The sequence below is a fragment of the Pseudidiomarina homiensis genome (genome assembly GCF_003987225.1).
Taxonomy (GTDB): Bacteria; Pseudomonadota; Gammaproteobacteria; order Enterobacterales; family Alteromonadaceae; genus Pseudidiomarina; species Pseudidiomarina homiensis.
Genome location: NZ_PIPX01000001.1, coordinates 1,613,399 through 1,637,998, shown reverse-complemented (window position 1 = coordinate 1,637,998; position 24,600 = coordinate 1,613,399). Strand labels below are relative to the sequence as shown.

Below are 24,600 nucleotides of genomic sequence, written 5' to 3'. Positions count from 1 at the left end.
GCCTCCTAGTAAAAGAAAGGAACAACATAGGGGTAAGCCAATGCTGTTAAAGTAAGCACCGCAACGAGCCAAAACATCACTTTGTAGCTCTTACGAGCACTTGGCGTTGCGCAGGTGTTATCAGGGTTGCAGTCATCAGCACGCCGGTATATTCGACGCCAGGCAAAGAATATGGCAATCAATGCAATGGCAATAAAAATGGGTCGATAAGGCTCAAGTGCTGTGAGGTTCCCAATCCAGGCCCCGGATACACCGAGTGCAAGTAATATGAGGGGACCCAGACAACACGCAGATGCCAGAGTCGCTGCGATCCCTCCCGCGAGAAGAGAGCCCCGACCAGATTTTGAATTTGACATAAGAGTAACTCCTTCGGGCATTTTGCTTTAATGTGTTAATCTTAGACCCGTACCTCACTACGGAAGCAATAGCTATGTTAAAAAAACGCAACGTAATGACAATTGGCACGCTGGCCAAAACAGCCGGCGTGGGCGTGGAAACGGTGCGCTATTATCAGCGCCGAGGGCTAATGAGCGAGCCGGAGAAGCCGTATGGGGGGATCCGACATTACGACGAACAAGCGCTTGCTCGGCTTCATTTTATTCGCGCGTCTCAATGGCTCGGATTTAGTCTGGATGAAATTGGTGAGCTATTAACTCTGCAAGATGGCGCTCATTGCGATGAAGCACGGGAGCTTGGAGAGCAAAAGCTCACCAGTGTTCGTCGAAAGATATCGCACTTACAGCAAATTGAACGAGCGTTGAATGAGCTGGTGCAAAAATGCAGCGCCGGACACGGAGATGTCTATTGTCCACTGATGGCCTCGCTTAATGACGGGGTTGAGGACGCTACCACGGACAAACATAAGGTGTGTTAGTCTGTGTAGTAAAACTTTTGAGCGGAGTTCTTTAACTGAATTGCTTTATTGCTAACGCCAGCCATACACAAGAATCCCCATACCGGTTAGCACAAACGCCGTGCCAATCAGGTCGAAATTGGATAGTGGCGATTTATCGACAATTCGCAGCCAGACTATGGCAGTTAACACGTAAATACCACCATAAGCTGCGTAGACCCGCCCGCTTTCCGCTGGATGAAATGTTAATAAGTAAGCAAATAAAGCCAAGCTTATTGCTGCCGGAATGAGCAACCAAACGGAATGACCTTCTTTGAGCCATAGGTAGGGTAAATAGCAACCGACAATTTCGGCAATTGCGGTTGCAATAAATAACCCGAGCGTTTTCAATAAAAATAATGCACTCATTATCAGTTGTCCCTACACGCTTCATTAGGATCTTCTAGTTCTACCGTTGTATGGCTTAAAGCATAGGGCGCAAGGACGTTATCGATGCGCTGTTTTAAATCGCTACGGGTCTCAATGTCAAGGTTTTCAGTTAGCACCAAATGAACTGTTAATACATGCTCCTCGCCGTCTAGTGACCAAAAATGAAGATGGTGTAGGTCAGCGACATGAGGTAGCTCCAGTAAAGCGTCCGCGACTTGTTTGTAGGTTTTTTTGTCTGGCGTGGCCTGTATGAAGAGTTTCAGTGTTGCCCACAGGTTGCGTAGTACATTCACTAAAATAAATAGAGTAAAGCCAATCGACAATATAGGGTCGAGAATCGGCCAGTCTACGAACAGCAGAACAATACCAACGATAAGTACAGCAACCCAGCCGAAAACATCCTCCAGCAAGTGCCAGTTAATAACGCGTTCGTTTAACGTTTTGCCCTCTGACAATTTGTAAGCAGCAAATCCATTAACTGTAATGCCAACGACGGCTAAAGCAATCATGCCATCAGCGACGGGCATCTGAGGGTTCCAGAGTCTGGGAATTGCTTCCACAAGTACCCAGGCAGAGCCTGCGATTAACACAACGGCATTAATAAATGCACCGGCAAGATTCAGTCTTTTATAACCGTAGGTAAAGTGTTGGTTAGCCTGTTTTTTGCCAAGTTTATTTAGTATCCACGCGAGACCTAACGACAGGCTATCGCCAAGATCATGAACGGCATCAGCTAAAATGGCGGTACTGTTGGTAAGAAAACCACCAATGAACTCAATAATGGTAAAAACAAAGTTAAGCAGGAATGCCCAACCTAATCGGTTGGACGGCATGTCCTTTGAGTGATCATGGTTATGGTGATGTCCCATAATACGTTACTCTTTTAATAAAAGGGGGCGACAATAACCGCCCCCTTAAATGCTATTGAACCCTAACGGCTCAGATCCTTAATTTTTTGTTTCGAAAACCAAGGATAGAGCACGGGTAAGATAACCAATGTCAGCAGAGTAGCTGATACCAAACCACCAACAATGACGGTAGCCAGTGGGCGTTGAATTTCAGCCCCTGCACCGGTTGCAAACAGCATGGGAATGAGTCCTAACGCTGAGGTTATTGCTGTCATTAACACCGGGCGTAGTCGCGACCACGCGCCATCAAACACGGCATCATTAACCGCATGCCCATCGGTTATTCTCTGGTTAATACTCTCGACCAGAACCACACCGTTTAGTACCGCCACACCAAACAGTGTGATGAAACCCACGGCGCTGGGCACCGATAAGTACTGTCCTGACACATAGAGTGCCACAATACCGCCGATGACTGCCAATGGTACATTCACCAAAATCAACATGGCTTGACCCATGGTGCCGAAAGCAAAATAAAGCAGCAGGGCGATGAGTGCCAGCGATATGGGAACGACAATGGACAAGCGCTCCTGTGCTCGTTGTTGACTTTCGAACTGGCCACCAATATCGACTGAGTAACCGGTTGGTAAATCCACCTTCTCGTCAATCGCCTTCCGAATATCGGCAACCACGCTGCCCATGTCACGACCCTGAACGTTCGATTGAATCACAACGCGACGCTGTACGTCATCACGACGGATTTGCGGTGGTCCTGATTCAATTGCGACGTGGGCGACTTCGCCTAAGGTTACCCAGGCCCCTGAGGGAGTTAACAGGCGTAACGAACGAATAGACTCCGGCGTATCGCGGAATTGCTTGGCCAGCCGCACGTAAATATCATAGCGCTCATTACCGCGAATGATCTGGCCTGCCGAAGCGCCACCCAAGCCATTGTCGACAACGCTCAGTACATCGGTGACATTTAAGCCGTAGCGTGAGAGTTGCTGGCGTTTCGGCGAAACCACGAGTTGTGCTTCACCTTTTATTTGCTCCATCGCTACAGCAACCGCCCCGTCAACTTGCTTGACGGCACCTTCTATTTCCTGGCCTTTACGGGCCAACACGTCAAGCTCGGGTCCAAATAGTTTGATGGCTAGCTGCGATTTTACACCTGAGAGCAGTTCATCAACCCGTGTTGCAATAGGTTGTGAAAAATTAAACAACAAGCCTGGGTGAGCATCTAGTTTTGCCTCCATTTTTTCTTGTAAGGCGTAGCGATCGGATGCCGTTGTCCATTCAGACTGCGGCTTAAGACCCACATATATCTCGATGTTGCTGATAGGCTCTGGATCGCCGCCCACTTCAGCTCGTCCAATGCGGCTGAGTGCGTAGGTGGTTTCCGGGAACGACATCAGGATTTTTTCAAGCTTCGGAGCCACCTCTAAGGCCGTTTCAAGGTTAGAGGAGGGGGCTAATGTCACGCGAATATTAATCGTGCCTTCTTCCAATTCGGGCGCAAATTCTGTGCCGAGACGAGGCACTAACACCAAAGCGCCGACAAACAGCACACCGGCCAGGGTAATAACAGCCTTTTTACTGCGTAACGCCACCGATAATAGTCTTTTATAACCATTATCTAGTGGTTTAAGCAGTTTATTTTCACGAGGCTTAATACCCCGACTGAAAAAGTAACTGGCTAATGCCGGTACAACCATGATGGCCACAAAAACCGCGGAGATAATGGCCAACATAATACTGATAGCCATGGGCTCAAATAATTTAGCTTCAACACCCTGAAAACTAAACAGTGGCATAAAGACCACCAAGATAATCATGGCGGCAAAGAATACCGGTCGTGCCACTTCGTTCGCCGCTTCCTTAACTCGCAGCTTGATACCATGGCTATCGAGTTTGGCTGCCTGAGGATCTGGGTCGCGGTGCTCTGTGCGTTGCTCGGCGTCGTCTTGGTGTTCACTATCCGGACGACTTAAGTGCTTAAAGATGTTTTCAACCATCACCACGGAGCCGTCGACCAGCATACCAATGGCAACAGCAATCCCGCCCAGCGACATCAGGTTAGCTGACATGCCCATCGCGGACATTACCATCAGGGCAATGGCGATAGAAACGGGAATGGACAGTAACACTAAAAAAGTAGCGCGTATGTTGAGCAAAAACAGTGCTAATACTGCGATAATAAAGACAAAGGCAATGAGCAGTGAATACGCGACCGTAGATACGGCTTTTTGTATTAAATCGGCCTGATCATAATACGGCTCAAAGGTGACACCCTCGGGTAATGCTTGCTGAATAAGCGGAATGCGCTTTTTAATACCGTCGATGGTGGCTTTGGTATTCGAGCCCATGCGTTTGAGCACAATACCCGACACCACTTCGCCCAGCTGGTTGACCTCGCCGTCGACTTTACGCGACATTGAGACCGCTCCCTGGCGAATTTCACTGCCGATTTCGACGTCGGCAACCTGGCCCAGTGTTACGGAAACGCCGTCAACGGTTTTGAGCGGTATTTGTTGTATCTGCTGTAGACCTTTTTTACCGCTTTCCAGCCAGCCGGTGCCGCGAATAACCAACTGCTCCTGACCGCGGGGCATATACCAACCACCAACGTTACCGTTATTCTTGTTGACCGCGCCCATGACGTCTTGCTGGGTAAGGTCGTAAGACAGCAGCTTGGCGGGATTGAGGTTAACCTGATATTGCTTAACTTCACCGCCAAAGGACAAGACTTCGGTAATTCCCTCAACGGGCATCAGTAGCAGTTTAACCACATAGTCGTTAAGACTGCGTAGCTCCATGCTACTGACACCAGAGCCCGGCTCGGCAAGTAGCAGATACTGATAAACCTGGCCGAGACCGGAAGAGTTAGGGCCCATTTCGGGCGTGCCGACTCCCTCTGGAATCAAATCCTTTGCCGCTTGCAGCCGCTCGAATACCAGTTGCCGGGCAAAGTAGATATCGACACTCTCGTCAAATACCACGGTAATGCCCGATAAACCTGTTTTTGAGATTGACCGAACTTCTTTGACGTCGGGCAGGGCATACATCACCGACTCTATCGGATAGGTAATAAGCTGCTCGACTTCGGTCGCTGCTAATCCGGGGGCTTCCGTATTTACCGTTACCTGAACATTGGTAACATCGGGGAAGGCATCCAGATTAAGTTTGGGAATATTAAAAAATGACGCAATGCTGATGCTGAATAAAGCCAATACCAATAACAGGCGATTGGCGACAGCAAACTGAATAATGCGCTGAAACATACAACCTCCTGTTAGTGGTTATGTGGGTCAAAACCGCCTTTAGCGATTTGTGAGCGAACGAAAAACGCGCCGTTGTCTACGTATTTTGTGCCTTCCTTAACGCCTCGAATAACTTTCCACGGACCCTTTTCATCAACCAATTCGACTTTCTTCGGTTCAAACTTTCCGGGTTCGTGCTCAATGAATATCTGCCAGTCACCATCAGATGCCCGCATTAAGGCTGAGTCCTTAACTGCAAGCACCGGTCCATCCGACTTGACTGAGAAATAAACATCCGCAAATAAACCAGGGTGTAATTGGTCCTTTTCGTTATTTACCGCAAGTCGTACCGTTCGGGTGCGGGTTTTATGGTCTATTGTGTGGCCTTCCTGAATGACTTTTGCCGCAAAGCGCTGATTGTCGACACTCACTGTAACAGGATCACCAAACTGCACATTAAGGTCAGCTGAGCCTGGTAGACGAGCATTAACCCACAAGGTTTCTTCTTGCAGCACTTCAACCAAGTGATTTCCGGCATTAACTTGCTGGCCTTGCTTGAAGTTATCGCTAACCACAATCCCGCCAATTTCTGAGGTCAGTTGGTATTCGCCGATAGGGTAGTCAGGTTTACTTAAACGCTTAATATCACTGGCTGACATACCAAATGCTTTGAGTTGCGCTTGCGCTGAGGTAAAGGCGTTTTTCGCTTCAACAAAGCGTTTTTCACCAACCGTTGACTCACCGAGTGACTGCACGCGTTGCCATTCGTTAAGTGTGACCAAATACTGACTTTGCGCCTCCGCCATGGTGGCGCTGAAGAGGGTGGCTAGTGGTTCACCTTTTTCGACGTGGTCGCCAATACTGACAAAACGTTTGAGAACGGTCGAATCGATGCGCGGACTCACGATATAGCTATTAAAGTCGTTAGCAACCACCTCGCCCGGGGCATAAACCGGATATTCAATAACTTGAGTTTGCAAGGTTCGCGTGGTGATATCTGCCATAGACAGCTGCTTGCTGGATAGCTCCACGCCTGGGCTTTCCTTATGTTCACCTTGCTCGTGTTTGCCTTCTTCCTTGTGGGTATCTTCTTTTTCGTCGTGTCCGTGTTCATCCTGCGCCATAACCGAAAAGCTAAGCGCAAGTGCTATTGCTGCGTATAAAGGTTTTACTGACATCGTTTACTCTCCAATCTCTGCGTTTGTTGGCTGGCTTAACGGCGATAACGTCAGTGCTTTACTGAGTTCGCCCGAACGGTACAACCATTCAATGGCGGCCAACCGATATTGTGTTTGCAGCGCTATCCCTGCAAATTGGCTATCGAGCTGCTGTTGCATAGCGGTGAGGTAGTCTGTGGTGGATAGGTCACCGGCGAGCCAGGACTGTTCAATCACCTGCATCGACTCATCCTGCCGAGATTGAAAGTCTTTTTGCCAGCTTTGCCACTGTTTTTTCACAAAACGATAATTGTTAAGAGATGATTTCAGTGCTGCTTGCCATTGTTGCCTTAGTGCAATCAAACGTTTTTCTTCAGCAACAGCTTCGCTATTGGCTGCGCGTACCGCATCGCTGTAGTTATTGCGAATCTGTAGTGGAATGCTGAATGATAAGCCAACTACTGTTTCGTTATCGCTCTCGCCCGCTTCGACGCCTATGGTTGGGTTGGCGGTGGTTAACGAGCGTTTCCAGTCGACATCGGCGCGCTTTAATTGCCATTGCAGGTAAGCGGCTTTTAACGCTGGATGTTGTTGCCAACGAGTCGTTAACGCAGGTTCAACGTTAAATAGCTCCTCATTAATGGAGAGTTGACCGACATCAGACGTTGTTAGCAGAGCGTTTAACTCTGCTTCAGCGGATTGCAGTTGTTGATAAGCAGCTGCCGTTTGTTGCAGTTGCCGACTTAGTGCGAGTACCGTCAGTTGTTCGTCGACGGCACCTAAGTCACCGGCTTTACGTCGTTCGGCAACCAGGCTTATCGCCTGTTTAACGATTTTCTCTTGTTGCTCGGCCAGTGCGTAACGCTGTTTTGCATCCAGCCATTGCACATAGGCATTCAACAAAGTTTTAGCATGCGATGTCGCCGACTGGCGATAAATACTCACTGCCATAGCCGTCATGGCGTCACTCTGACTGGCTCTTGCTTCATTGCGAGTGCTCCAGTCCAGCGTTTGGCTTAGGCCAACAGTGTAATTATTGATGTCACCCTCGCGCTCTAAGCGTGACGATAAGCTAGGGTTGTACAAAGGTTGATTTAATTGTTTGCCCTGTTGGATCAGCGCTTCAGTCTGCTGTTGAGCGGCTTCAACACTGGGGTGTTGCTGCACAGTTTTTTGCCATTGATCGGGCAACTGTTGTGCATTGGCGTAGCTTGAACTTATTGCCAGACTAACGGCAATAAACAAGCGTTTGCTATGTGTCGAAAACGGACCCATAGATAGACTCCTCAGTCATATTACTGCGTAAAATAATGATTTTCTTGCGCTGCTAAAGCAGCTTATTAGGCAGTTATGAGGAGATAGGAGGCCGGAACAGCGGCGATGATAGAGGGTTAGTGTAAAACTCAGTATACCCAGGACGTATTGTGCCCATTCGTGGTAAAGCGAGAGTTTTTTCAGCCTTCATGGCATATAAATGAAATGAACCATGGCAGTGACAGCAATGATGGCAGTCAAAGCTGATTTCGCCACTTTTAGGGAGGTTTCGCTTATCGATGTGCGATTCGTCATGCTCAAAATTGAGGTGTTGCTCAGAAGATGACTGGTGAGATTGATGCACGTCAGCAACCGACTGACTGATTTGAGTCAGAACGGCAGCAAGCACCAGTAATAAAAATCCCAGTCTAAGCATCATTACCTACAGTTCTAAATAAGCAGCTTAACGGTACATTAATTAAAAATAGTTCTCAACTAGTGGCGATTCACACAAATACTTCTGCTGTATACCTATGCACGAATCAAGAGCTTCAGGTAGAAGCGCGAGAAGAAGGTTTTGATTTTATATTTGGTACCGATGTGGCAAATAATGAATTGAGTTTTTTATTCGAGTCAAAATTCGAGCCTTACCAAGAATATTCAAGGACAGACATTAAAGGAATTGATCTCGTACTAAAACTCGGTGACTCATTTATTCGAGCCTTGGAAGTTAAGCTTACAGTTATTCCGGACAATACCACTGCAAACGACAGAGAGTCTGACTGGGGTACCGAGTTGGTGATTAGACCTGCAAGTACTTCTTACGCCGCGCTAGGTATTTTTGATTCGATAAAACCATTTAGAGCGAGACTAAAGGAAATCTTAGAGCCTACCTGTTCGACAATTCAACATTGGGATAATACTGTTGAAATGTTGAGTAAAAGGGAGGAAATCATTGGGTGTTTAAATAAAATATTTACAGAGTTTAAAGACTACCAAAAACCTTTTTTATTACATCCAATATGGAAGACATTGGGTAAGTCACCGATTATTGATAAGGGTAATGCATATGATATTTTTGTTTGGAGCGACTTTGCTATTTGCCGTACCTTTATTGATTGCGCATCAAGAGAGCGAGATGTGGGGAAAGTTACAAGGCTTTATAGATCAACGCTAAGGCTTGCAAGGATTCTTTACGAACTAACACAAACAGATAAGGTAAATATTCATAATATTTATACTCAAATGGCTTTCAACCTGCAGACTGACAAAGAATTTGCTCTGAATGGTAAAATGACTCGTAGATTTATGAATCATCCTCGACGTTATAATCCAATTATGAAATTATCTAGCATCACAAATGTGATTATGAATGGCGGGCACAAAGAGTTAAGTCCAGAACGTCGTTTTGATCAAAGCTTGTATTATACAGCACAGGAATTATTTAAAGACGATGCTTAAAATTGAATATTGTTGTTTATGCTTAAGAGAAAACGACAGAATTTGCTTCCTAAATCGATTAAGAGCAAGAATGTTGTGCGAAGGTCATGAAACTTGGAGGCAAAACCTTAACAAGTCACAATTTTGGCACAGAATCGGCACAAAAGCCTCAAAGTTAGTACTTGCTATCAATGTCAGGCTATAGAATTATGGCGCACCCGACAGGAGTCGAACCTGTGACCTCTGCCTCCGGAGGGCAGCGCTCTATCCAGCTGAGCTACGGGTGCGCATCAGAGTCTTAATGCGGGGGAGCTTGCGAACAAGCAGGCGGGAATTCTAGGGAATATCGCTCTGCTTGTCCAGTTAAAAGCCGTTATCGATGCGGTAGCTGGTTATTCTTTGCGCGTTAACCGCAGGTTATGAAAATCAAAGCTGAAGTCCGTAAAGTCGGCGACAGCTTCCATGCGAGCGCCTTGCACGCTGTTGTCGCGGCTGACTTTGAAATCAATAAAGGCATCGGCTTCGAGCAGTGGCTCATCCCAGCGTACGACAAAGGTGTCGCCGTTGTAGTGTTCAAGGCTACCTTTGAGCAACTCGGTATGGGTGAAGTCCATGCGCAATTCGCCGTCCACCAATGTCAGCTCTATGTCGCCGTACCATGGATCGTTGTACGTGCCTGCATAGTTGGCTAACGGCAGTGATTCACGCACTTGTTTTGGGGTCTCGAGCACAAAGCCGGCTTTGCTGGCCATGAACTCTTGATGAACCGCTTGCATTTCAGTAAGCCATTCGCGGTCAGGCAAGTCGAGTAAATCCTCTAAGGCTTCTTCAGTGACCACGGTGAGCGCACCGAAGGCTTGTTGGTTGCTCAACACGACCATGCCAAAGTTGTGTTCCGGAATCAGCGTGGTGAGGGACAGCATGCCTAAAATACCGCCACTGTGCGAAACGTGTTTCACGCCGTGGTAGTCCTTTAGGAACCAACCAAGACCGACACCACGAAATTGGGTAGCGGGATTGCTGTCTGCGGGCAGAGGCGTAGCGACGTTCCACATGGTATTTTGTGTTCCTTGGCTAAACAGGCGTTCACCGCTAGGTGCGACGCCATTGTTCAGCTGAGTAAGTAACCACTTACTTAGTTCGTTGACGCTGCTCGCCATCGCACCAGCAGAGCTGAAGTCTTCCAAATAATCGAGTGGGAAGCGATGCAAGCCGCCTTCGTACTCGACGGTGCCGACGGCGAAGTTGTCGTTCTCGGCGGGAATGTTAGAGAAACCGACGCGGGTGTTGTTCATGCCTAACGGCTGTAAAAAGGTTTGCGTGATGTAGTCGCCATACGGCATACCACTTACCCGCGCGATGATTTCACCGGCGGTGACAAACATTAGGTTATTGTAGGCGAATTGCTGGCGCAAACTGCGCTGCACAGGTACATGGGCAAGACCCGCAAAGAGGTCGTCGATGGTTTTGTCGGTATTCGGCCAAATCATCAAGTCGCCCGCACCTAAGCCCAGCCCTGAGCGATGGCTTAACAGGTCACGAATAGTGAGCTGGCGCGTAATGTCTTCATCGGCCAAACGAAATTCCGGAATGTGCTCAATGACTTTGTCGTCCCACCCCAGCTTGTCTTGCTCCACCAGTGTGGCGATGGCTGCGCTGGTAAAAGCCTTGGTGTTTGAGGCGATGCCAAACAAAGTATTGGCATTGACCGCCTTGCCGCTGGCTATGTCGCGCACGCCAAAACCCTCAGCGAGAATGACCTCACCGTCTTTGACCGCGACCACCGCAATGCCGGGAACGTTGAAGGCCTCGAGCACAGCTTCGGCGTTGGCTCGAATGTCTTCTGCACTTTGTGCTTGTGCTGATGGTGTGTAGCCTAGAGAGGTTAGGGTTAATGCAGTGACAACTGCACCGACGGCGAGTTTTGTACGTAAAAAGCTCAGAGTCATGGTAGGTACCTAATCATGAACGAAATTTATCTAAGATTACGGCATTTTAACCGCACTGCAAATCACTTAAGTCTACTGATTTGATGCCATTCTCCCAAAGCCCCAAGTAAAGTTTGGTGGTATCCACTTCATCGACCAACATGAGGCTTTTGACGCCGCCACGGCTGGTTGCTTCGCTGAAATCATTGCGGTGCCAAGAAAATCCATTATCGGAGCTGCATTCAACAATAAGATCTTGCGTCGGAGAGCCTTTGTCATAGCCAGCGGTGTAGAGCACCCCAGAATCGGCTAAGACAATGTCGAAATAAAAGCGATGATTGACGTCACCAAGTGGCAGGGTCCAACTGGCGCCATGGTCTGTGCTGCGAACAATGCCGCCTTCACCGCTAAACAGCACGAGTTGCTGATCGGTGGGATGAATTAATCCACCTTTGAATGAAGAAGGGTTAGGCAGTAGGTCGTCCCAGCGCTGCTGCTCCTGGGTGTCTCGGTCATAACGTACAAGAAAACCGTTCTCGATAGCGCCTTGACCACCATACCAAACGGCATTGTCGACAGGGTCGATGCGGAGCAAATTCAGGCCGGTCGCAAAGGCATCCCAGCGACCAGCCAAGAGTATCCAGTCTTGCGCACTGCGATCGGCCACCGCCAGCGCATCAGCGCCAAGGGCATAAATTTGATCCGTCGTGCTGTCGTAACGCAAAGCGCGAATAGGGGTGTGCTCGGTACCGCCGAAATTATGGCTCACTGCTTGCCAAGTCAGGCCCGAATCCGTGGTGACATAGAGCGGAGCAGGCGCTGATTCATCACCGGCAAAGGCGGCGAGGTAGTGACCCTCGTCGATAATGGTAAGTGCGGTTACTGGTTCCGACAGCGGCGAGCGTGTTTGCCATTGTGCATCAGCGTCGGCGCGCCATAATAGACCCGAAGTTGTCGCCGCCAATTGTGCCTCGCCATCTAAGACGAGCGCGTCAACGGTCTGCGAACCACTAAGCTCGGTGCTGAGTGTGGAACTAACCGGTGGCGGATTACCAGCGTCTGGCGGCGTGTCGTCACTGCCTCCGCCACAGGCAGTTAAGGTGAAAATTCCAAGTGCAATGACGATCCATAGGCTTTTCATAGCGGTGCTCCTTTTTTAGCAAGATGTGCTTATGTCGGGAATTGTGACAGCCAAATGAAAAGTTCGAGTTAAGGTCGTGGCGCTCCGATGTGGCCTATCTATACTGAAACTCAAGCAACTCGGAGGATAACTTATGAAACAAGTAAAATTACTGGTAGTAAGTGCATTGTTAGCTGGTTTTGGTGCTATGAGCGCAGCGCAGGCATTCCCTTGGCAGCAGGAATCGAATGACGCGAAAGAGCAGGCCAAAGACATCGCTGAAGCGCAACGCGAAGCGGCTAAAGATCGAGCTGAAGCGAATCGTGAGGCCGCAAAAGATCGGGCCGAAGCCGAGCGTGAATACGCTAAGGATGTCGCCGAAGCTGATCGCGAGCGTGAAAAGATTGTGCGCGAGATGGAAAAAGAGCAGCTCGAAGCCGAACGTGAGTATCGTAAAGATGCGTTAGAGGCGCAGCGCGAAGCTGAAAAGGACCGTGCTGAAGCTGAGCGTGAGTATCGCAAAGATTTGAAGGAACAGCGTAAAGAAGTGCGCAAAAATGCGAAAGAAAAAGCGAAAGACGACAACGGTGATAACCGTCGGCAGCGCTATTAATAGCTTTACGCGAACTTAAATTGATTTCGGCCGCTGGCTTTCGCCTCGTAGAGCGCTGAGTCAGCGGCATTTAATAGGTCGCTTAGTTCACGTCGGCTTGAAATGCTGAAAATACCGCCAATGCTGACGGTGAGCTCGATGGCTTGATCCTCATAAGCAAAGACTTGCTGCGAAATACGCTGGCATAAGCGATAACTGAGTAATTCAGCTTGATTGCGGTCGACGTCACTTAGGGCCAACGCAAATTCCTCGCCGCCAATGCGCGCGGCCACATCGTTATCACGCACACTTTCCCGAATAATCTTCGCGACTTCTTGTAAGCAGGCGTCACCCGCAGCATGACCGTAATTGTCGTTGATTTCTTTAAAGTGATCTAAGTCGAGCATAAGTACACAGAACGGCCTGCGCAGTACGCGATTTTTTGCGAGTAACATGCTGCCCCGCTCAAAGAACGCACGGCGATTGTAGAGTTGTGTGAGCTCGTCAAAGTTAACGATCTCGAGTAGTCTACGTTCGCTCATGGCAAAGGCGAAGACTGGGAATAGCGTTACGGTGCCTGTGGTTAGCAGCAAATGAGTGATGAGAATGAGCTTCAGAATCGGCTCCACGGTAACGTATTGAGTAGCACCTAGGTTTTGAAATAGCATGCCTGCCATACCCAACATCAGCCCGCCATGCAGCAAAAACAGTAAAAACAAGACGTTACGAGAGAGCGCCGGCGCTTGTCGTATCGTGAGCATATAGGCAGCGGCAAACAAGTAAATTGCCGCGGTAATAACCGCAGTTAACGTTTGGGCATGCAATGGTGACGTGTAAAGGTAGACGAGGGGCAGCGCACTGTAGCTCATCACCAGTGCTACGAGCTTTAACGAAACCGGGCCCTGGACTTGGTATTGGCGCAGTCCATGCAAAGCTAACAATGGTGCAAAAATGATGCACAAGTCGGCCATAAAGACCGTCAACCAAGGTTGGTCATCAACAATCGCACGCATACTGGTAAGCATGACTGCGATCGCAAACACAGCGCAGGCTAATGACCATGTGAGAAAGCTTTTCTGCGAGCGGCGCACCTGATAAATAATAAACATTACCCCAGCTAACAAGACGTTGAGGGCAATGGTCGTAATAATCAGGGTTGGAAGATGCATTTCCACGGGCGCACGGACTCTTTTTTTTACTTCTTATAATGAACAAGAATAGCCCGAAAGACCCGATTTAACAAAGCCTACCCAACAAAAAGTAGTTACCAACTGCGTTTTTTGTGACCTTTGATGCCGTACCAGCCGATGATTAAGTAGCCCACCAGTAATAGGGCGTAGGCACCTTTATTGCCAAGGCCTTCAGCGAGACCGCCGTAGACGAGCGGTAGAATGGCACCGCCAGCAATGCCCATAATGAGAATCGCGGAACCACGCGCGGTGAACTTACCTAAATCGGCTAAAGCTAATGGCCAAATGGCTGGCCATACCATCGCGTTGGCAAAGCCAAGTAGCGCTAAAAATGCGACTGAATCTGGGACCAGTGGCACGCCGCTCCAACCCCAAAGGACGCTGGCGATGGTGGTGCTGCTATCGGAGCTAATCAGTAGTAAGCCGGTAAAGATCAAGCCTAGCAGCGCTGATCCCGTTAGCGCGCCTTGTTGACTTAGCCAGCGCGGAATAAGCACTAACCCGAGCAAATAACCTACTACCATCGCGGTCATTACGTATGAGGTCAGGCTTGAATAGTTAGCGAGGCCGAGCTTCGAACCGTACATGCCAATCGTGTCGCCCGCAATAACCTCAACGCCAACATAGAAGAACAAAGCAACCGCACCCAAGACCAGTTGTGGATACTTGAGCACCGACTCATGTACCGCTGCGCCAGAGGGTGTTTCTTCTTTAATCTTCGGCAGACGCACCATAAAGAAGGCAAGGGCTAACACAAACATGGCCACCGCCATGCCAACGTAAGGCGGAATGATTTTGGCAGCCATGGCACTCACTTGGGTGGCGCGTTCTGCCGCGCTGAGTTCGGCAACGCTGGCCGCACTCACGTTAGGGAAGTCGGCCAATACTAACCAGGTGAAAAAGAGTGGAGCGATGACGCCTGCCGCTTTGTTCAAAATACCCATGATCGCAATTCGTGCCGCCGCGGACTCGTGCGGACCAATGCGCACGATGTAGGGGTTCGAGGCCGTTTGTAGAATAGTGAGCCCGGAACCGACAACAAACTGTGCAAGCAAGAAAATGCTGAAGTAATGCGTTTGCGCGGCGGGTACGAATAGTAACAAACCACAACCAATCAGTGCTAAACCAACGACCATGCCATTCTTATAGCCGGTACGGTCGAGTACCCATGACATGGGTAGGGCCATGACCACGTATGCAATGTAAAAACAGAAAGCGATCAGTAGGGCTTGGAATTCATTGAGATCTGAGATGATTTGCAAAAACGGAATTAACGCTCCGTTCAACCAAGTCACGAAGCCGAAAATGAAAAACAGTAAACCAATCACAAGCATTGGAATAAAAGTGGCCATCGTTAAGCGTCCTGTTGCGTGGGTTCACCGAGCAACCACAGTTGCGCGATGTTTAAATGTTCGTCGAGTAGCATGAAATTAGCTTGTTGACCTGGTGCAATATGGCCTACTTCATGAGCAATACCGAGCATTTTTGCGGGGGTGCTGCTGGCCATTTCAATTGCATCAGCGAGAGGTACTCCGCACATGTTCACCGTGTTTCTTACCGCATCAATCATGGTTAAGCAAGAACCTGCAAGTGTGCCATCTGGCGTCGTTAACTTGTCACCGTCACGCTGAATTTTGGTGTCAAAGAACGGTACTTCGGTAGCGTCAGTGGCGGCTAATGCCATGGCATCGGTGACCAGCATCATTTGTTCCTTACCCTTGGCGCGAAAAGCAACTTGGCAAGCTTGCGGGTCAATGTGATAACCATCAACGATGATGCCCGCATATGCGTCGCGGGCAAGGCAAACGCCAACCATACCTGGAGCGCGGGAGTGAAGCTGTGACATCGCATTGTACAAGTGGGTAAAGCCTACAGCACCGGCATCGAGCGCTTGGTTGACTTGTTCGGCACTGGCGTCGGAATGACCTAAGAAAACTTTGATCCCTGCTGCAGTTAGCTTTTGAATGACGCTCACCGGAGCCGTTTCTGGGGCTAGCGTTACCATCACTAGGCCAAGTTCTGGGTCGGTGAGAATTTCTAATTCTGCAGCGCTCGGCTCGCGAATAGAGTTCTCAGGATGCACGCCTTTGCGTTTTACGCTTAACCAAGGACCTTCAAAATGTATACCAAGAATTCCCAGAATGCCTTGTTGTTTGGCATCCTTGATAGCTTGTGCGGCGTCGACCATGGCCTCAATGCTATCGGTAATGAGCGTCGGCAACATGCCGGTCGTGCCATGCTGCAAGTGCGCAGCCATGATGTGCTGCAGGGCTTTAGGTGTGCGCTCTTGGTTAAAGAGCACACCGCCACCACCGTTAACCTGAACGTCGATGAAACCCGGCACCAGGCGTCCGTGGTAGGTCGGCAAGTCATGCTCGGTAGGCGCATCTTGAAGCGTCTTGACGCGGCCATGTTCAAGGGTGATGAGTTGGTTGTGCGCCCAACCGTTGGGCGTTAACACGTAGTCGCAAACAAACATTAGTGTGTTTCCGTTACTTTTTTCAGGCCAGGTGGCGCATCAGGATTAAGCCCGAGTTGCCGCGCGGCATGTTCGATATCAAGATAAAAGCGCTGCATCACCGCAAGCGGCTGTAAGCGCCGGTGCACCGCCTCTGGCGCTGGCATTTGCACGATGTGCGCTCCACGCTTTTGAATATCAGCCAGTTGCCGTTGATGCATGTCGCTACCTTCGTCATAGATATGGACATTAAAAACGCTAAGATGCTTTTCGACCAGAGTTACCGGGCCATGCAAGAATTCTGCACTACTGAAAGCTTCAGCATGAATACCAAGAACTTCCTTAAGTTTCAAAGCAATTTCCCGGGCAATAGCATAGCCAAAGCCCCGTCCAAGCACGACACAATGACGCAAGTTCTGCAATTGCTCGGCATGCAAGCAGGCGGGAGCCTTTTGCGTTGCTTGCAGTTGTTGCGGCAAGTTCGTTAATGCTTGTTTGAGCTCGTCGTTTTGCTGCCAATAAGCGCAAATCTGTGCAAGCGCACTAAGACTTGCTAAGTAACTTTTGGTCGCGGCTACGGCGAGCTCGGGACCGGCATGCAACGGCAGCACGGTGTCGGCTAATTGCGCTAAAGGTGAATCGGTAACGTTGACGATGGCGACAAGTTTGGCGCCGCCAGCTTTGGCCCGTTTGGCTTGCTCAACAATATCGGGGCTCTGCCCTGACTGTGAAATACAAATAGCGAGGCAGCCGTTAAGCTTCAGTTGACTGTTATAAACACCGGCGACGGAAGGTGCTGCTGCGAACACCGGAACACCTGCTTCAACTTCAAATAAATACTTGGCGAATACGCCGGCATGATCTGAAGTGCCACGGCCAATCATCATGATGCCAGTGGGCGGTTGTTGTCTTAGCTCTGCGCCAAGTTGCTCGCAAATGGCGGCATTGGCTTGTAACTGCGCCTTGATGACCTCAGGGGTGGCTTGCGCTTCGATGTGCATACGACTTTCGGTCATAACTTCGCTCCTTCTGTGAACGCGCCGTGTTGATACAGTAAGATTGCGCCCCACTCTGGGCCGTGTGTGCTGGCGGTGAGACTGGCTTGAATGTCTGCCTCAAGCTGGTGTTGGAGCGCGTTAGCAACGCCACCAGCGAGCACCAGTTGACCACCGCTCTGTGCTATGGCCTTGCGGGCGATGGCACTGAGGTAGCTACTGCCTTGTTGTACCAAAGCTTGGGCAATCGGGTCTTGTTGATTGGCGAGCTCGAGCACAATAGGGCAGAGTTCACCAAATACGCCGGGGTTGGCTTGATTGAGTTTGTCGACCAGGTCGGTCGCGCTGTGGGCTTGATAATGATTGCAAACGGCCGTGGCGAGCGCACCTTTTTGCTGTATATCGTCGATCGCTTCGAGGGTGTGAATGACCGCTTGCTTACCCAGCCATGCGCCGCTGCCTTTGTCACCAAGTAAGAAGCCATGCCCACCGTATTGGGTAAGTTCGCCGTCCTTCAGCGCTGCGGCACACGAGCCAGTGCCAATGACCAGCACTGCACCGTTAGCACCGTCGTGAGCGCCATAAAGGGCAGAGTGCAGGTCTGAAGTGAAGTAAAAGCTATGAAATGGGTGCTGCCATCGCTTTAGAGCGTTGCTTGCTGACGGCAAGTTGGCACCAGCAAAGCCGCCGCACACCAGTGTTTGTTGCAGCGCTTCAGGGGGTAAGTTGGCGTGCTGAAGAGCTGCACTAACGGATGCGAGAATGGATTGCCGCGCGACTTCGCCGTTGCGTGCAATGTTGGCCGATCCAGCGACGCCGGCGCCAAGTAAATTCCCTGAGGGGTCATAGAGCTCGGCACGGCACTTAGTGCCACCACCATCGACACCGGCGTAAAAAAGCGGTGCTTGCTCTGACGTATTCTTCTGCGACATAAACTATCTTTCTTTAAGTGTTCGTGTTTTGTTATAGCAGACATACTGCCATACTTTGCCACCTGATTTGTAATACTTTATTCTTGTTTTGGGAATAATAAGGAATTGAACGATGAAAAATTCAACAAAATACATCTTCGGGATCTGTGCGCTATTGCCTTTAGTGGCATGCACCGCAGAAGAACCGAGCGGATTATCGTATTACGAGCAGATCATGGGAGCGGCCCCACTTCAGCCGGAGCATGCGGAGCCACGGTGGCAAGCCTGTGCACCCAAGGTAGCGGCGACCGATGAGCGTTATGCAACAACTGTTGAAACGGGAACCGATGCGGGCTGGGTAACGCGTAGCGCGCATGACTGGGACTATTTTGACGCAAATGCGAGTGACGGCAAGATTTTGGTCATCGACTATGCGCACAAAGCGGGTGAATTAGCGTTTCGTTACTTAGCAAACGATGAAACGCACGATGACTTGTATGAGCCTTGGAGCTCATCAAAAATTATGGCCTATTCTGGTGCCATGTCGTTGTTGAGCGACAACTTTGCGCAACCGGATACGGTCGTCGGCGAGGTTAAACTAGCCGACTTAATTACCAGCGTGCATAGCTATGAGGTTTCGGGTGCCGCCGATGGTAACTCGAACGCCATTGCGTATTATTTTGCCAATGTCGCCGGCCGCGATTATTTGACCGCATTATTTCACGATGCGTGGCTGAACATTGGTCAGCCCGAGGTGAAATTTCGTGGTGCCTATGGCCCCTCTGCTTTTGCCCCGAGCGATAGCTATTGGCGCACACCGTCACGCTCGGTGAGCGCGCAAATTGTTGCGCGCGACAGTGACCCCGGCGCTTTGAGTTATCGCTGCGATGATTGCGGTTTAACGGGTAATAAACCCATGACCACTTTAGCTTCGGCTGAATTCTTAAAACGCTTAGCGACCCATAAACGCGTGCCGGAAACGCGCATGCCAGGGTTAAGCGATGATGCCGTCATGATGTTGTTCTATGGCCTAGGGCATAGTGAAAATAGTGCGAATGCCGGTGGTATGATGGCGGGAGCTAGCCTGACGCCGCACCGCGCGATCGCGCAAGCGCTGCAGGCTGAATACCCCGAACTTGAAGGCTTAAGTGTGCAAGACACGCTCGATACAGCGACGAATGGCAATTGGCGTATTTTCCATAAACTTGGCGCAGGCCCTAGTGAAACCCGTGGTACCAGTGAAGTCGTTGCCTTAGCGCATATCTGCTTACCGCTCGCCGACGGTACTCGAGAGTTCACTGTCGCCGCGCAAGCGAGTGTTAACGACAATACCGAAGCTAACGTCGGTCACGCTGGCGCTAAACTCGAAACGTTGCTGCGCCGCACCGTGCAGCAACTCATCAGCGATCGCCCCTAAAACGTTTGCGCTCGCAAAGGGAGGGTAGCCCTCCCTTTTTATTCCAAATTTATATTCCGTATATACATTCACGATGGAATAATTTATTTTAGGGGCATAATGATTAGAAAAAGCGAAGGACGATGCTAGGTCAATATTCTTTAGCCGATGTCATGGTGTTCGTGGCGTACGGGTTAGTGTTACTGGGCAGCGGCTGGCTGTTCAATCGCAAGAGCCAATCGACGCAGGACTACTTTCTTGGCGGCAATAAAATGTCGATGTGGGTGGTGGCGATCTCGGTACTCGCAACGTCGCAGTCGGCTGCGACTTTTTTAGGCGGGCCGGATCAAGGTTACCGCGGCGATCTTACCTATTTAGCAACCAACATCGGTGCGTTCATTGCGGTAGGGTTCGTGGCGATATTCCTCATCCCGAAGTTCTACGAACAGCGGGTTTATACGGTCTACGAACTGCTTGAGCAACGTTTCGGCGAACGCGCTAAACGTGAAGCCGGAATGATGTATCTGTTCGGCCGCGTGTTTGCTAGCGGTGCTCGACTGTACATGGCGGCGATTGCGGTTGCCATGATCCTGTTTGGCAATATCGACGCCGAAAGTGTCATTACGGCGACGCTCCTGCTGACCTTTATTGGACTCATCTATACTGTTTACGGCGGTATCCGCACGATTATCTATTCAGACGTACTGCAAGCCGTTGTTTATGTTAGTGCTGCCATCGCCGTCATCATTGTGCTCTACAATGCCATCCCGGTAAGTTTTGGCGAGCTTATTCAAGCACTGCAAAATCCAGCACCGGGTGAGTCTTCAAAGCTTACGCTCATCGACACTAACGTTGATTTTAGTAGCTCCGGCGTATTCAACATTTGGTCGGTGCTTACCGGTTTTGTGCTATTGAATATCGCCGCATTTGGCCTCGACCAAGACATGACGCAACGCGTGCTCACCTGTAAAGACGCAAAAGAAGGCAGTAAAGCCATTCTCATGTCCGTCGTGATGGTGATCCCAGTGATGCTGCTGTTTATCATTATTGGTTTGCTATTGTTTATTTACTACCAGCGTCCGGACATTATGGCGAGCGGGCAAACAGATGGCCCTGTGCCAACGTTTGCCGGCGAAGCGGTGACCATTTTTATGTACTACGTACTGACCGAAATCCCTGCAGGGGTACGAGGACTGGTGACCATCGGTATTATCGCGGCAGCACTGTCGACGCTGAACTCAGGCCTGAACTCAATGTCGAGCGTGGTAATTCAGGACATCTACCGCCCGTGGCAACAGCGTAAAGGCAAACAACACAACGACGCGCACTATGTTAAGGCCGGCCGTATAGGTATGGCGGTTGTCGCAGCTGCACTCGGCTTGATGGCTTGCCTGTGCTATTACTGGCAGCAATACACGGACACCCCACTGCTACAATTTGCATTAAGTGTAATGGTGTTTTCTTACAGTGGGCTGTTGGGCGTCTATTTTGTCACCTTATTTAGCAAGCGTGGCAGTCGCCGCTCAGTGACGACAGCTCTTGTTGTAGGGTTTTTAGTGCCACTGTTAATGCAACCCTATACGCAGCAGCTCCTGTTGCCGGCAGAGTGGGTGACCGATATTGGCTTCACCTGGCAATTGATGATCGGTACCGCAATTTCTACGCTGATTTGTTTGGCCGGAAGTCAAACAAACGAAGCTCCAAGCAAGTGAAGAGTGACCATGGAAGACGTAAACAAAACTGAAGATTTACTGGCACAATTAAACGGTATCGTTTCCGAGGGACGAAACCCGGACACGTTAGATATTGACCTACTTTCAAGTGAGGCAATACTTCGCAAAATTAACCATGAAGATGCGCAGGTTGCGCCTGCAGTGGCCACGCAAATTCCGCAGATTGCGCAAGCGGTTGATGCCATCGTCGACAAGCTGCAAAGCGGTGGCAGGTTATTTTACATAGGCGCGGGCACCAGCGGCCGCCTCGGGATCCTCGATGCGGTGGAGTGTCGGCCAACCTTCAGCGTACCGGATGACTTGGTACAAGGGCTTATTGCTGGCGGTGAACATGCGATTCAATTTGCTGTAGAGGGTGCAGAAGACGACCGCGCAGCGGGCGTCAATGATGTGAAAGCTGTGAATTTAACGGCTAACGATGTATTGGTTGGACTTTCGGCCAGTGGCCGTACGCCTTATGTGGTTGCTGCGCTTGAATACGCCAATAGCATTGGCTGTGTAACGGCTTCGGTGACCTGTAATCCAAATTCGCCATTGATGACCACTGCGAAAATCGGCATCTGTCCAGTGGTTGGCCCTGAAGCCCTGACGGGCTCGACGCGAATGAAGTCGGGAACAGCACAAAAACTGGTGCTCAATATGCTCAGCACGGCGAGCATGATCCGACTTGGCAAGACGTATGAAAACCTGATGGTGGACGTTAACGCGAGTAACGAAAAGCTCCGCGCTCGCGCCATCCGAATCGTCATGCAGGCCACAAGTTGTGAACGAAACATCGCCGAAAAAGCACTAAAAGATGCCGATAATCGGGCAAAATTAGCAATTTTAATGATTCTTACTGGGTTGTCGGCGGACCGTGCCGAAAGCCTACTTGCCGAACAGCACGGGTTCTTACGTCGGGCCGTGGAGTCGAAACAATGAAAGCATGGCTAAGCCTCTTTGCCGCAACTGCACTTTTTTTAAATGCCTGTAGCGACGCGACGACACCCCAAACGTCAATTGCTATTACCGTCGGCGCGGAACAAGCGGAACGCTATGTGCCGCAACTTGACGGTAAGAAAGTTGCTTTGGTGGTGAATCAAACCTCACGAGCTCACGACCAACACTTGGTCGACTACCTGCTCGCGCAAGGCATCGACGTGACGAAAGTGCTCGCGCCGGAACATGGGTTCCGTGGTGATGCGGGAGCCGGTGAAACGATTAACGATGCGGTTGATCCAAGCACTGGATTACCGATTTTGTCGATCTACGGCAAAACCAAAAAACCTAGTGCCGAAATGCTCGCCGGCGTGGATACCATTATCTTTGATATCCAAGACGTTGGGGCGCGTTTCTATACCTACATCAGCACCATGCATTACGTGATGGAAGCGGCCGCAGAGCAAGGCATCGAGATGCTCGTGCTCGACCGCCCGAATCCCAACGGCGCATTTGTTGACGGACCGGTGCTCGAAAAAGAGTTTCAATCGTTCGTCGGTATGCACGAAATTCCGTTGCTGCACGGTATGACGGTGGCGGAATTAGCACAGATGATTAAGGGTGAAGGCTGGATCAATAACGCCGATCAGTTAAAGCTCACAGTGGTTCCGGTGGCAAATTATGCGCGTGATATGACCTATGACTTGCCTATCGCCCCAAGCCCAAACTTGCCGAGCGCCCAGGCCATTCAGCTTTACCCATCGTTGTGCCTATTTGAGCCTACTGCGGTGAGCATTGGTCGTGGTACCGACTTTCCGTTTCAGGTGCTGGGGCATAACGAAATTGCCTTGGGCGAGTTCCAGTTTAGCCCGCGCAGTATGCCGAAAAGTGCGCCGCAGCCTAAGCTCGAAGGACAACAGCTGCGGGGGCAAGATTTAAGAACGAGCGCGATCAAAGGTTTTGACTTGGCGCCATTGCTGGATGCTTATGCTGCTTTCAAAACAGCAGGAAAGGCGGATGAGTTCTTCACCTCAGCCGATTTCTTCGACAAACTTAGTGGCACTGACGAATTACGTAAAGCCATTGTCGCTGGACAAAGCCAAGCAGAGATTAGAGCGAGCTGGCAGGCTGACCTTATGCGTTTTAAGCAGCAACGTCAGCCGTATTTGTTGTACCCAGATAGCAACAACTAGCTTTTGCGCAGGCGCTGAAAGGCCTGATTGGTGCGTGACAAGGTGTCGCGCCCTAACTCAGAAGCTTGAATCAAGGCGATGAACAGCAGGTCGATGACCAAGTTCTGCGCAGTGCGGGCATGAATGGAAGATAAGCGCGTGGGTTCGCTTTCCGCCACGGAATACAAATTGACGTCGGCGAGTTGGGTGATCGGCGTTTTACCGTAGCGCGTAATGCTGATGACGCTACTACCGTGCCGTCGCGCTTCTTTAACCACACGGGTGACTTCGTGAGTGCTGCCAGATTCACTGATGGCTACCACAACGTCACCAACATTAAAGGTCGCCGCATTGGCCAACTGAATATGGCTGTCGGAATCAGCAATCGCATGCAGGCCAAGCTTCTGTAATTTGTACGACAAGTCCTTAGCTACTAACGCAGAGCCGCCAATACCGGCAATGAGAATGCGCTGGGCATCGAGTAATTTGCGCACCGCTTGGGCAAAAGCTGCTTTTTCATTGAGATTACGGGTTTCACTCAAGACGTTGATTTTGCCGGCCAAGAGCTTGTCGGCCATGTCGTTAAAATCGTCTTCGAGGGTAATTTCACCGTGTAATCGCGCACTTTGATGGGCTTTTTTGTTCAGCGCGTCAATAACTGACAATTTAAACGCTGGGTAACCACGATAGCCAAGCTTTTGCGCGAATTTCACCACACTGGATTGGCTAACGCCAACGGTGCTGGCCAATTGTTGCGACGACAGATCGCGTAACGCACTGGGCGATTCGAGGGTAAACGCAGCAAGTTTCGATTCACTGGCAGACAGTGAACTTTGTACAGCTTTAATCTTTGCAAATGCGGACATCGTGTCCCACCTTTAGGTTTCGAGCGTTAGCGACGAAAAGCTAACGGAATTTTTTATTCAAATATAAACTAGTTACACTG

General features: G+C 50.0%; 21 protein-coding genes and 1 tRNA gene. 7 read left to right on the top strand and 15 right to left on the bottom strand.

What is annotated here, in order from left to right:
* Positions 1–5: 5 nt before the first annotated feature.
* Entirely contained in the window at positions 6–356 is a 351-nt protein-coding gene (merT, locus tag CWI70_RS07785; RefSeq protein WP_006956211.1) for a mercuric ion transporter MerT, read from the bottom strand.
* 74 nt (positions 357–430) lie between these two features.
* On the opposite strand from merT, the gene merR reads away from it, so the two are divergent.
* Complete coding sequence (gene merR, locus CWI70_RS07780) at positions 431–874, top strand: Hg(II)-responsive transcriptional regulator (protein WP_126772022.1); 444 nt, start codon at positions 431–433, stop codon at positions 872–874.
* A 51-nt stretch (positions 875–925) separates the two neighbouring features.
* Here merR and CWI70_RS07775 read toward each other — a convergent pair whose 3' ends face one another.
* The 5 genes from CWI70_RS07775 to CWI70_RS07755 all read right to left on the bottom strand — a co-directional run bounded on the left by CWI70_RS07775 (position 926) and on the right by CWI70_RS07755 (position 7,822).
* Positions 926–1,261 (bottom strand): YnfA family protein, encoded by a 336-nt coding sequence (locus CWI70_RS07775; protein WP_126772020.1) that lies wholly within the window; start codon positions 1,259–1,261, stop codon positions 926–928.
* Positions 1,262–1,263: 2 nt separating this feature from the next.
* Positions 1,264–2,151 (bottom strand): cation diffusion facilitator family transporter, encoded by an 888-nt coding sequence (locus tag CWI70_RS07770; protein ID WP_126772018.1) that lies wholly within the window; start codon positions 2,149–2,151, stop codon positions 1,264–1,266.
* 62 nt (positions 2,152–2,213) lie between these two features.
* Entirely contained in the window at positions 2,214–5,411 is a 3,198-nt protein-coding gene (locus CWI70_RS07765; RefSeq protein WP_126772016.1) for an efflux RND transporter permease subunit, read from the bottom strand.
* Between the two features lie 11 nt (positions 5,412–5,422).
* The gene (locus CWI70_RS07760; RefSeq protein ID WP_126772014.1) at positions 5,423–6,568 is read right to left on the bottom strand and encodes an efflux RND transporter periplasmic adaptor subunit; all 1,146 of its coding nucleotides are present in this window, start codon (positions 6,566–6,568) and stop codon (positions 5,423–5,425) included.
* 3 nt (positions 6,569–6,571) lie between these two features.
* Positions 6,572–7,822, bottom strand: coding sequence for a TolC family protein (locus tag CWI70_RS07755; RefSeq protein ID WP_126772013.1), 1,251 nt, complete (start codon positions 7,820–7,822; stop codon positions 6,572–6,574).
* A 477-nt stretch (positions 7,823–8,299) separates the two neighbouring features.
* Between CWI70_RS07755 and CWI70_RS07745 the strand changes: the two genes are divergently transcribed.
* Positions 8,300–9,262 carry a HindVP family restriction endonuclease gene (locus CWI70_RS07745; RefSeq protein WP_157980884.1) on the top strand — a complete coding sequence of 321 codons (963 nt, stop codon included), beginning with the start codon at positions 8,300–8,302 and terminating at the stop codon, positions 9,260–9,262.
* Between the two features lie 189 nt (positions 9,263–9,451).
* Here CWI70_RS07745 and CWI70_RS07740 read toward each other — a convergent pair.
* The 3 genes from CWI70_RS07740 to CWI70_RS07730 all read right to left on the bottom strand — a co-directional run bounded on the left by CWI70_RS07740 (position 9,452) and on the right by CWI70_RS07730 (position 12,310).
* A tRNA-Arg gene (locus CWI70_RS07740) sits at positions 9,452–9,528 on the bottom strand.
* A gap of 105 nt (positions 9,529–9,633) precedes the next feature.
* The gene (locus CWI70_RS07735; protein WP_126772009.1) at positions 9,634–11,190 is read right to left on the bottom strand and encodes a serine hydrolase; all 1,557 of its coding nucleotides are present in this window, start codon (positions 11,188–11,190) and stop codon (positions 9,634–9,636) included.
* 46 nt (positions 11,191–11,236) lie between these two features.
* Positions 11,237–12,310 (bottom strand): beta propeller repeat protein, encoded by a 1,074-nt coding sequence (locus CWI70_RS07730; RefSeq protein ID WP_126772007.1) that lies wholly within the window; start codon positions 12,308–12,310, stop codon positions 11,237–11,239.
* A 133-nt stretch (positions 12,311–12,443) separates the two neighbouring features.
* Here CWI70_RS07730 and CWI70_RS07725 point away from each other — a divergent pair, with 133 nt between their 5' ends.
* On the top strand, positions 12,444–12,902 hold the full coding sequence (locus tag CWI70_RS07725; protein WP_126772005.1) for a flotillin family protein: 459 nt from the start codon (positions 12,444–12,446) through the stop codon (positions 12,900–12,902).
* A gap of 5 nt (positions 12,903–12,907) precedes the next feature.
* Here the strand turns inward: CWI70_RS07725 and CWI70_RS07720 are convergent, their stop codons facing one another.
* The 5 genes from CWI70_RS07720 to CWI70_RS07700 all read right to left on the bottom strand — a co-directional run bounded on the left by CWI70_RS07720 (position 12,908) and on the right by CWI70_RS07700 (position 18,456).
* Positions 12,908–14,050 carry a GGDEF domain-containing protein gene (locus CWI70_RS07720; RefSeq protein WP_241967870.1) on the bottom strand — a complete coding sequence of 381 codons (1,143 nt, stop codon included), beginning with the start codon at positions 14,048–14,050 and terminating at the stop codon, positions 12,908–12,910.
* A gap of 95 nt (positions 14,051–14,145) precedes the next feature.
* The gene (locus CWI70_RS07715; RefSeq protein WP_126772001.1) at positions 14,146–15,423 is read right to left on the bottom strand and encodes a sugar MFS transporter; all 1,278 of its coding nucleotides are present in this window, start codon (positions 15,421–15,423) and stop codon (positions 14,146–14,148) included.
* A gap of 2 nt (positions 15,424–15,425) precedes the next feature.
* The gene (nagA, locus tag CWI70_RS07710) at positions 15,426–16,550 is read right to left on the bottom strand and encodes an N-acetylglucosamine-6-phosphate deacetylase (protein ID WP_126771999.1); all 1,125 of its coding nucleotides are present in this window, start codon (positions 16,548–16,550) and stop codon (positions 15,426–15,428) included.
* Entirely contained in the window at positions 16,550–17,545 is a 996-nt protein-coding gene (gene nagB-II, locus CWI70_RS07705) for a glucosamine-6-phosphate deaminase NagB-II (protein WP_126771997.1), read from the bottom strand. Before nagB-II ends, nagA begins: the two co-directional genes overlap by 1 nt.
* On the bottom strand, positions 17,542–18,456 hold the full coding sequence (locus CWI70_RS07700) for a glucosamine kinase nucleotide-binding domain-containing protein (protein WP_126771996.1): 915 nt from the start codon (positions 18,454–18,456) through the stop codon (positions 17,542–17,544). The genes nagB-II and CWI70_RS07700 overlap by 4 nt, the downstream gene beginning before the upstream one ends.
* Positions 18,457–18,568: 112 nt before the next feature.
* Between CWI70_RS07700 and CWI70_RS07695 the strand changes: the two genes are divergently transcribed.
* The 4 genes from CWI70_RS07695 to CWI70_RS07680 all read left to right on the top strand — a co-directional run bounded on the left by CWI70_RS07695 (position 18,569) and on the right by CWI70_RS07680 (position 23,675).
* Positions 18,569–19,852 (top strand): hypothetical protein, encoded by a 1,284-nt coding sequence (locus CWI70_RS07695; RefSeq protein WP_126771994.1) that lies wholly within the window; start codon positions 18,569–18,571, stop codon positions 19,850–19,852.
* Between the two features lie 122 nt (positions 19,853–19,974).
* Positions 19,975–21,543, top strand: a complete 1,569-nt coding sequence (locus CWI70_RS07690) for a sodium:solute symporter (protein WP_126771992.1) — start codon at positions 19,975–19,977, stop codon at positions 21,541–21,543.
* 9 nt (positions 21,544–21,552) lie between these two features.
* Entirely contained in the window at positions 21,553–22,485 is a 933-nt protein-coding gene (gene murQ, locus CWI70_RS07685; RefSeq protein WP_126771990.1) for an N-acetylmuramic acid 6-phosphate etherase, read from the top strand.
* Positions 22,482–23,675 carry an exo-beta-N-acetylmuramidase NamZ family protein gene (locus CWI70_RS07680; protein ID WP_126771988.1) on the top strand — a complete coding sequence of 398 codons (1,194 nt, stop codon included), beginning with the start codon at positions 22,482–22,484 and terminating at the stop codon, positions 23,673–23,675. The genes murQ and CWI70_RS07680 overlap by 4 nt, the downstream gene beginning before the upstream one ends.
* On the opposite strand, the gene CWI70_RS07675 is transcribed toward CWI70_RS07680, so the two are convergent.
* Positions 23,672–24,520, bottom strand: a complete 849-nt coding sequence (locus CWI70_RS07675; RefSeq protein WP_126771986.1) for a MurR/RpiR family transcriptional regulator — start codon at positions 24,518–24,520, stop codon at positions 23,672–23,674. The genes CWI70_RS07680 and CWI70_RS07675 overlap by 4 nt on opposite strands.
* Positions 24,521–24,600 lie beyond the last annotated feature (80 nt).

Excerpts from the sequence above, each read along its gene's own strand:
- CWI70_RS07765 (WP_126772016.1), bottom strand. The coding sequence starts at position 5,411 with ATGTTTCAGCGCATTATTCAGTTTGCTGTCGCCAATCGCCTGTTATTG.
- CWI70_RS07725 (WP_126772005.1), top strand. The coding sequence starts at position 12,444 with ATGAAACAAGTAAAATTACTGGTAGTAAGTGCATTGTTAGCTGGTTTT.
- CWI70_RS07720 (WP_241967870.1), bottom strand. The coding sequence starts at position 14,050 with ATGCATCTTCCAACCCTGATTATTACGACCATTGCCCTCAACGTCTTG.
- CWI70_RS07695 (WP_126771994.1), top strand. The coding sequence starts at position 18,569 with ATGAAAAATTCAACAAAATACATCTTCGGGATCTGTGCGCTATTGCCT.
- CWI70_RS07755 (WP_126772013.1), bottom strand. The coding sequence starts at position 7,822 with ATGGGTCCGTTTTCGACACATAGCAAACGCTTGTTTATTGCCGTTAGT.
- CWI70_RS07700 (WP_126771996.1), bottom strand. The coding sequence starts at position 18,456 with ATGTCGCAGAAGAATACGTCAGAGCAAGCACCGCTTTTTTACGCCGGT.
- nagA (WP_126771999.1), bottom strand. The coding sequence starts at position 16,550 with ATGTTTGTTTGCGACTACGTGTTAACGCCCAACGGTTGGGCGCACAAC.
- murQ (WP_126771990.1), top strand. The coding sequence starts at position 21,553 with ATGGAAGACGTAAACAAAACTGAAGATTTACTGGCACAATTAAACGGT.
- merR (WP_126772022.1), top strand. The coding sequence starts at position 431 with ATGTTAAAAAAACGCAACGTAATGACAATTGGCACGCTGGCCAAAACA.
- CWI70_RS07680 (WP_126771988.1), top strand. The coding sequence starts at position 22,482 with ATGAAAGCATGGCTAAGCCTCTTTGCCGCAACTGCACTTTTTTTAAAT.
- CWI70_RS07770 (WP_126772018.1), bottom strand. The coding sequence starts at position 2,151 with ATGGGACATCACCATAACCATGATCACTCAAAGGACATGCCGTCCAAC.
- CWI70_RS07775 (WP_126772020.1), bottom strand. The coding sequence starts at position 1,261 with ATGAGTGCATTATTTTTATTGAAAACGCTCGGGTTATTTATTGCAACC.
- CWI70_RS07675 (WP_126771986.1), bottom strand. The coding sequence starts at position 24,520 with ATGTCCGCATTTGCAAAGATTAAAGCTGTACAAAGTTCACTGTCTGCC.
- merT (WP_006956211.1), bottom strand. The coding sequence starts at position 356 with ATGTCAAATTCAAAATCTGGTCGGGGCTCTCTTCTCGCGGGAGGGATC.
- CWI70_RS07735 (WP_126772009.1), bottom strand. The coding sequence starts at position 11,190 with ATGACTCTGAGCTTTTTACGTACAAAACTCGCCGTCGGTGCAGTTGTC.
- CWI70_RS07715 (WP_126772001.1), bottom strand. The coding sequence starts at position 15,423 with ATGGCCACTTTTATTCCAATGCTTGTGATTGGTTTACTGTTTTTCATT.
- nagB-II (WP_126771997.1), bottom strand. The coding sequence starts at position 17,545 with ATGACCGAAAGTCGTATGCACATCGAAGCGCAAGCCACCCCTGAGGTC.
- CWI70_RS07760 (WP_126772014.1), bottom strand. The coding sequence starts at position 6,568 with ATGTCAGTAAAACCTTTATACGCAGCAATAGCACTTGCGCTTAGCTTT.
- CWI70_RS07690 (WP_126771992.1), top strand. The coding sequence starts at position 19,975 with ATGCTAGGTCAATATTCTTTAGCCGATGTCATGGTGTTCGTGGCGTAC.
- CWI70_RS07730 (WP_126772007.1), bottom strand. The coding sequence starts at position 12,310 with ATGAAAAGCCTATGGATCGTCATTGCACTTGGAATTTTCACCTTAACT.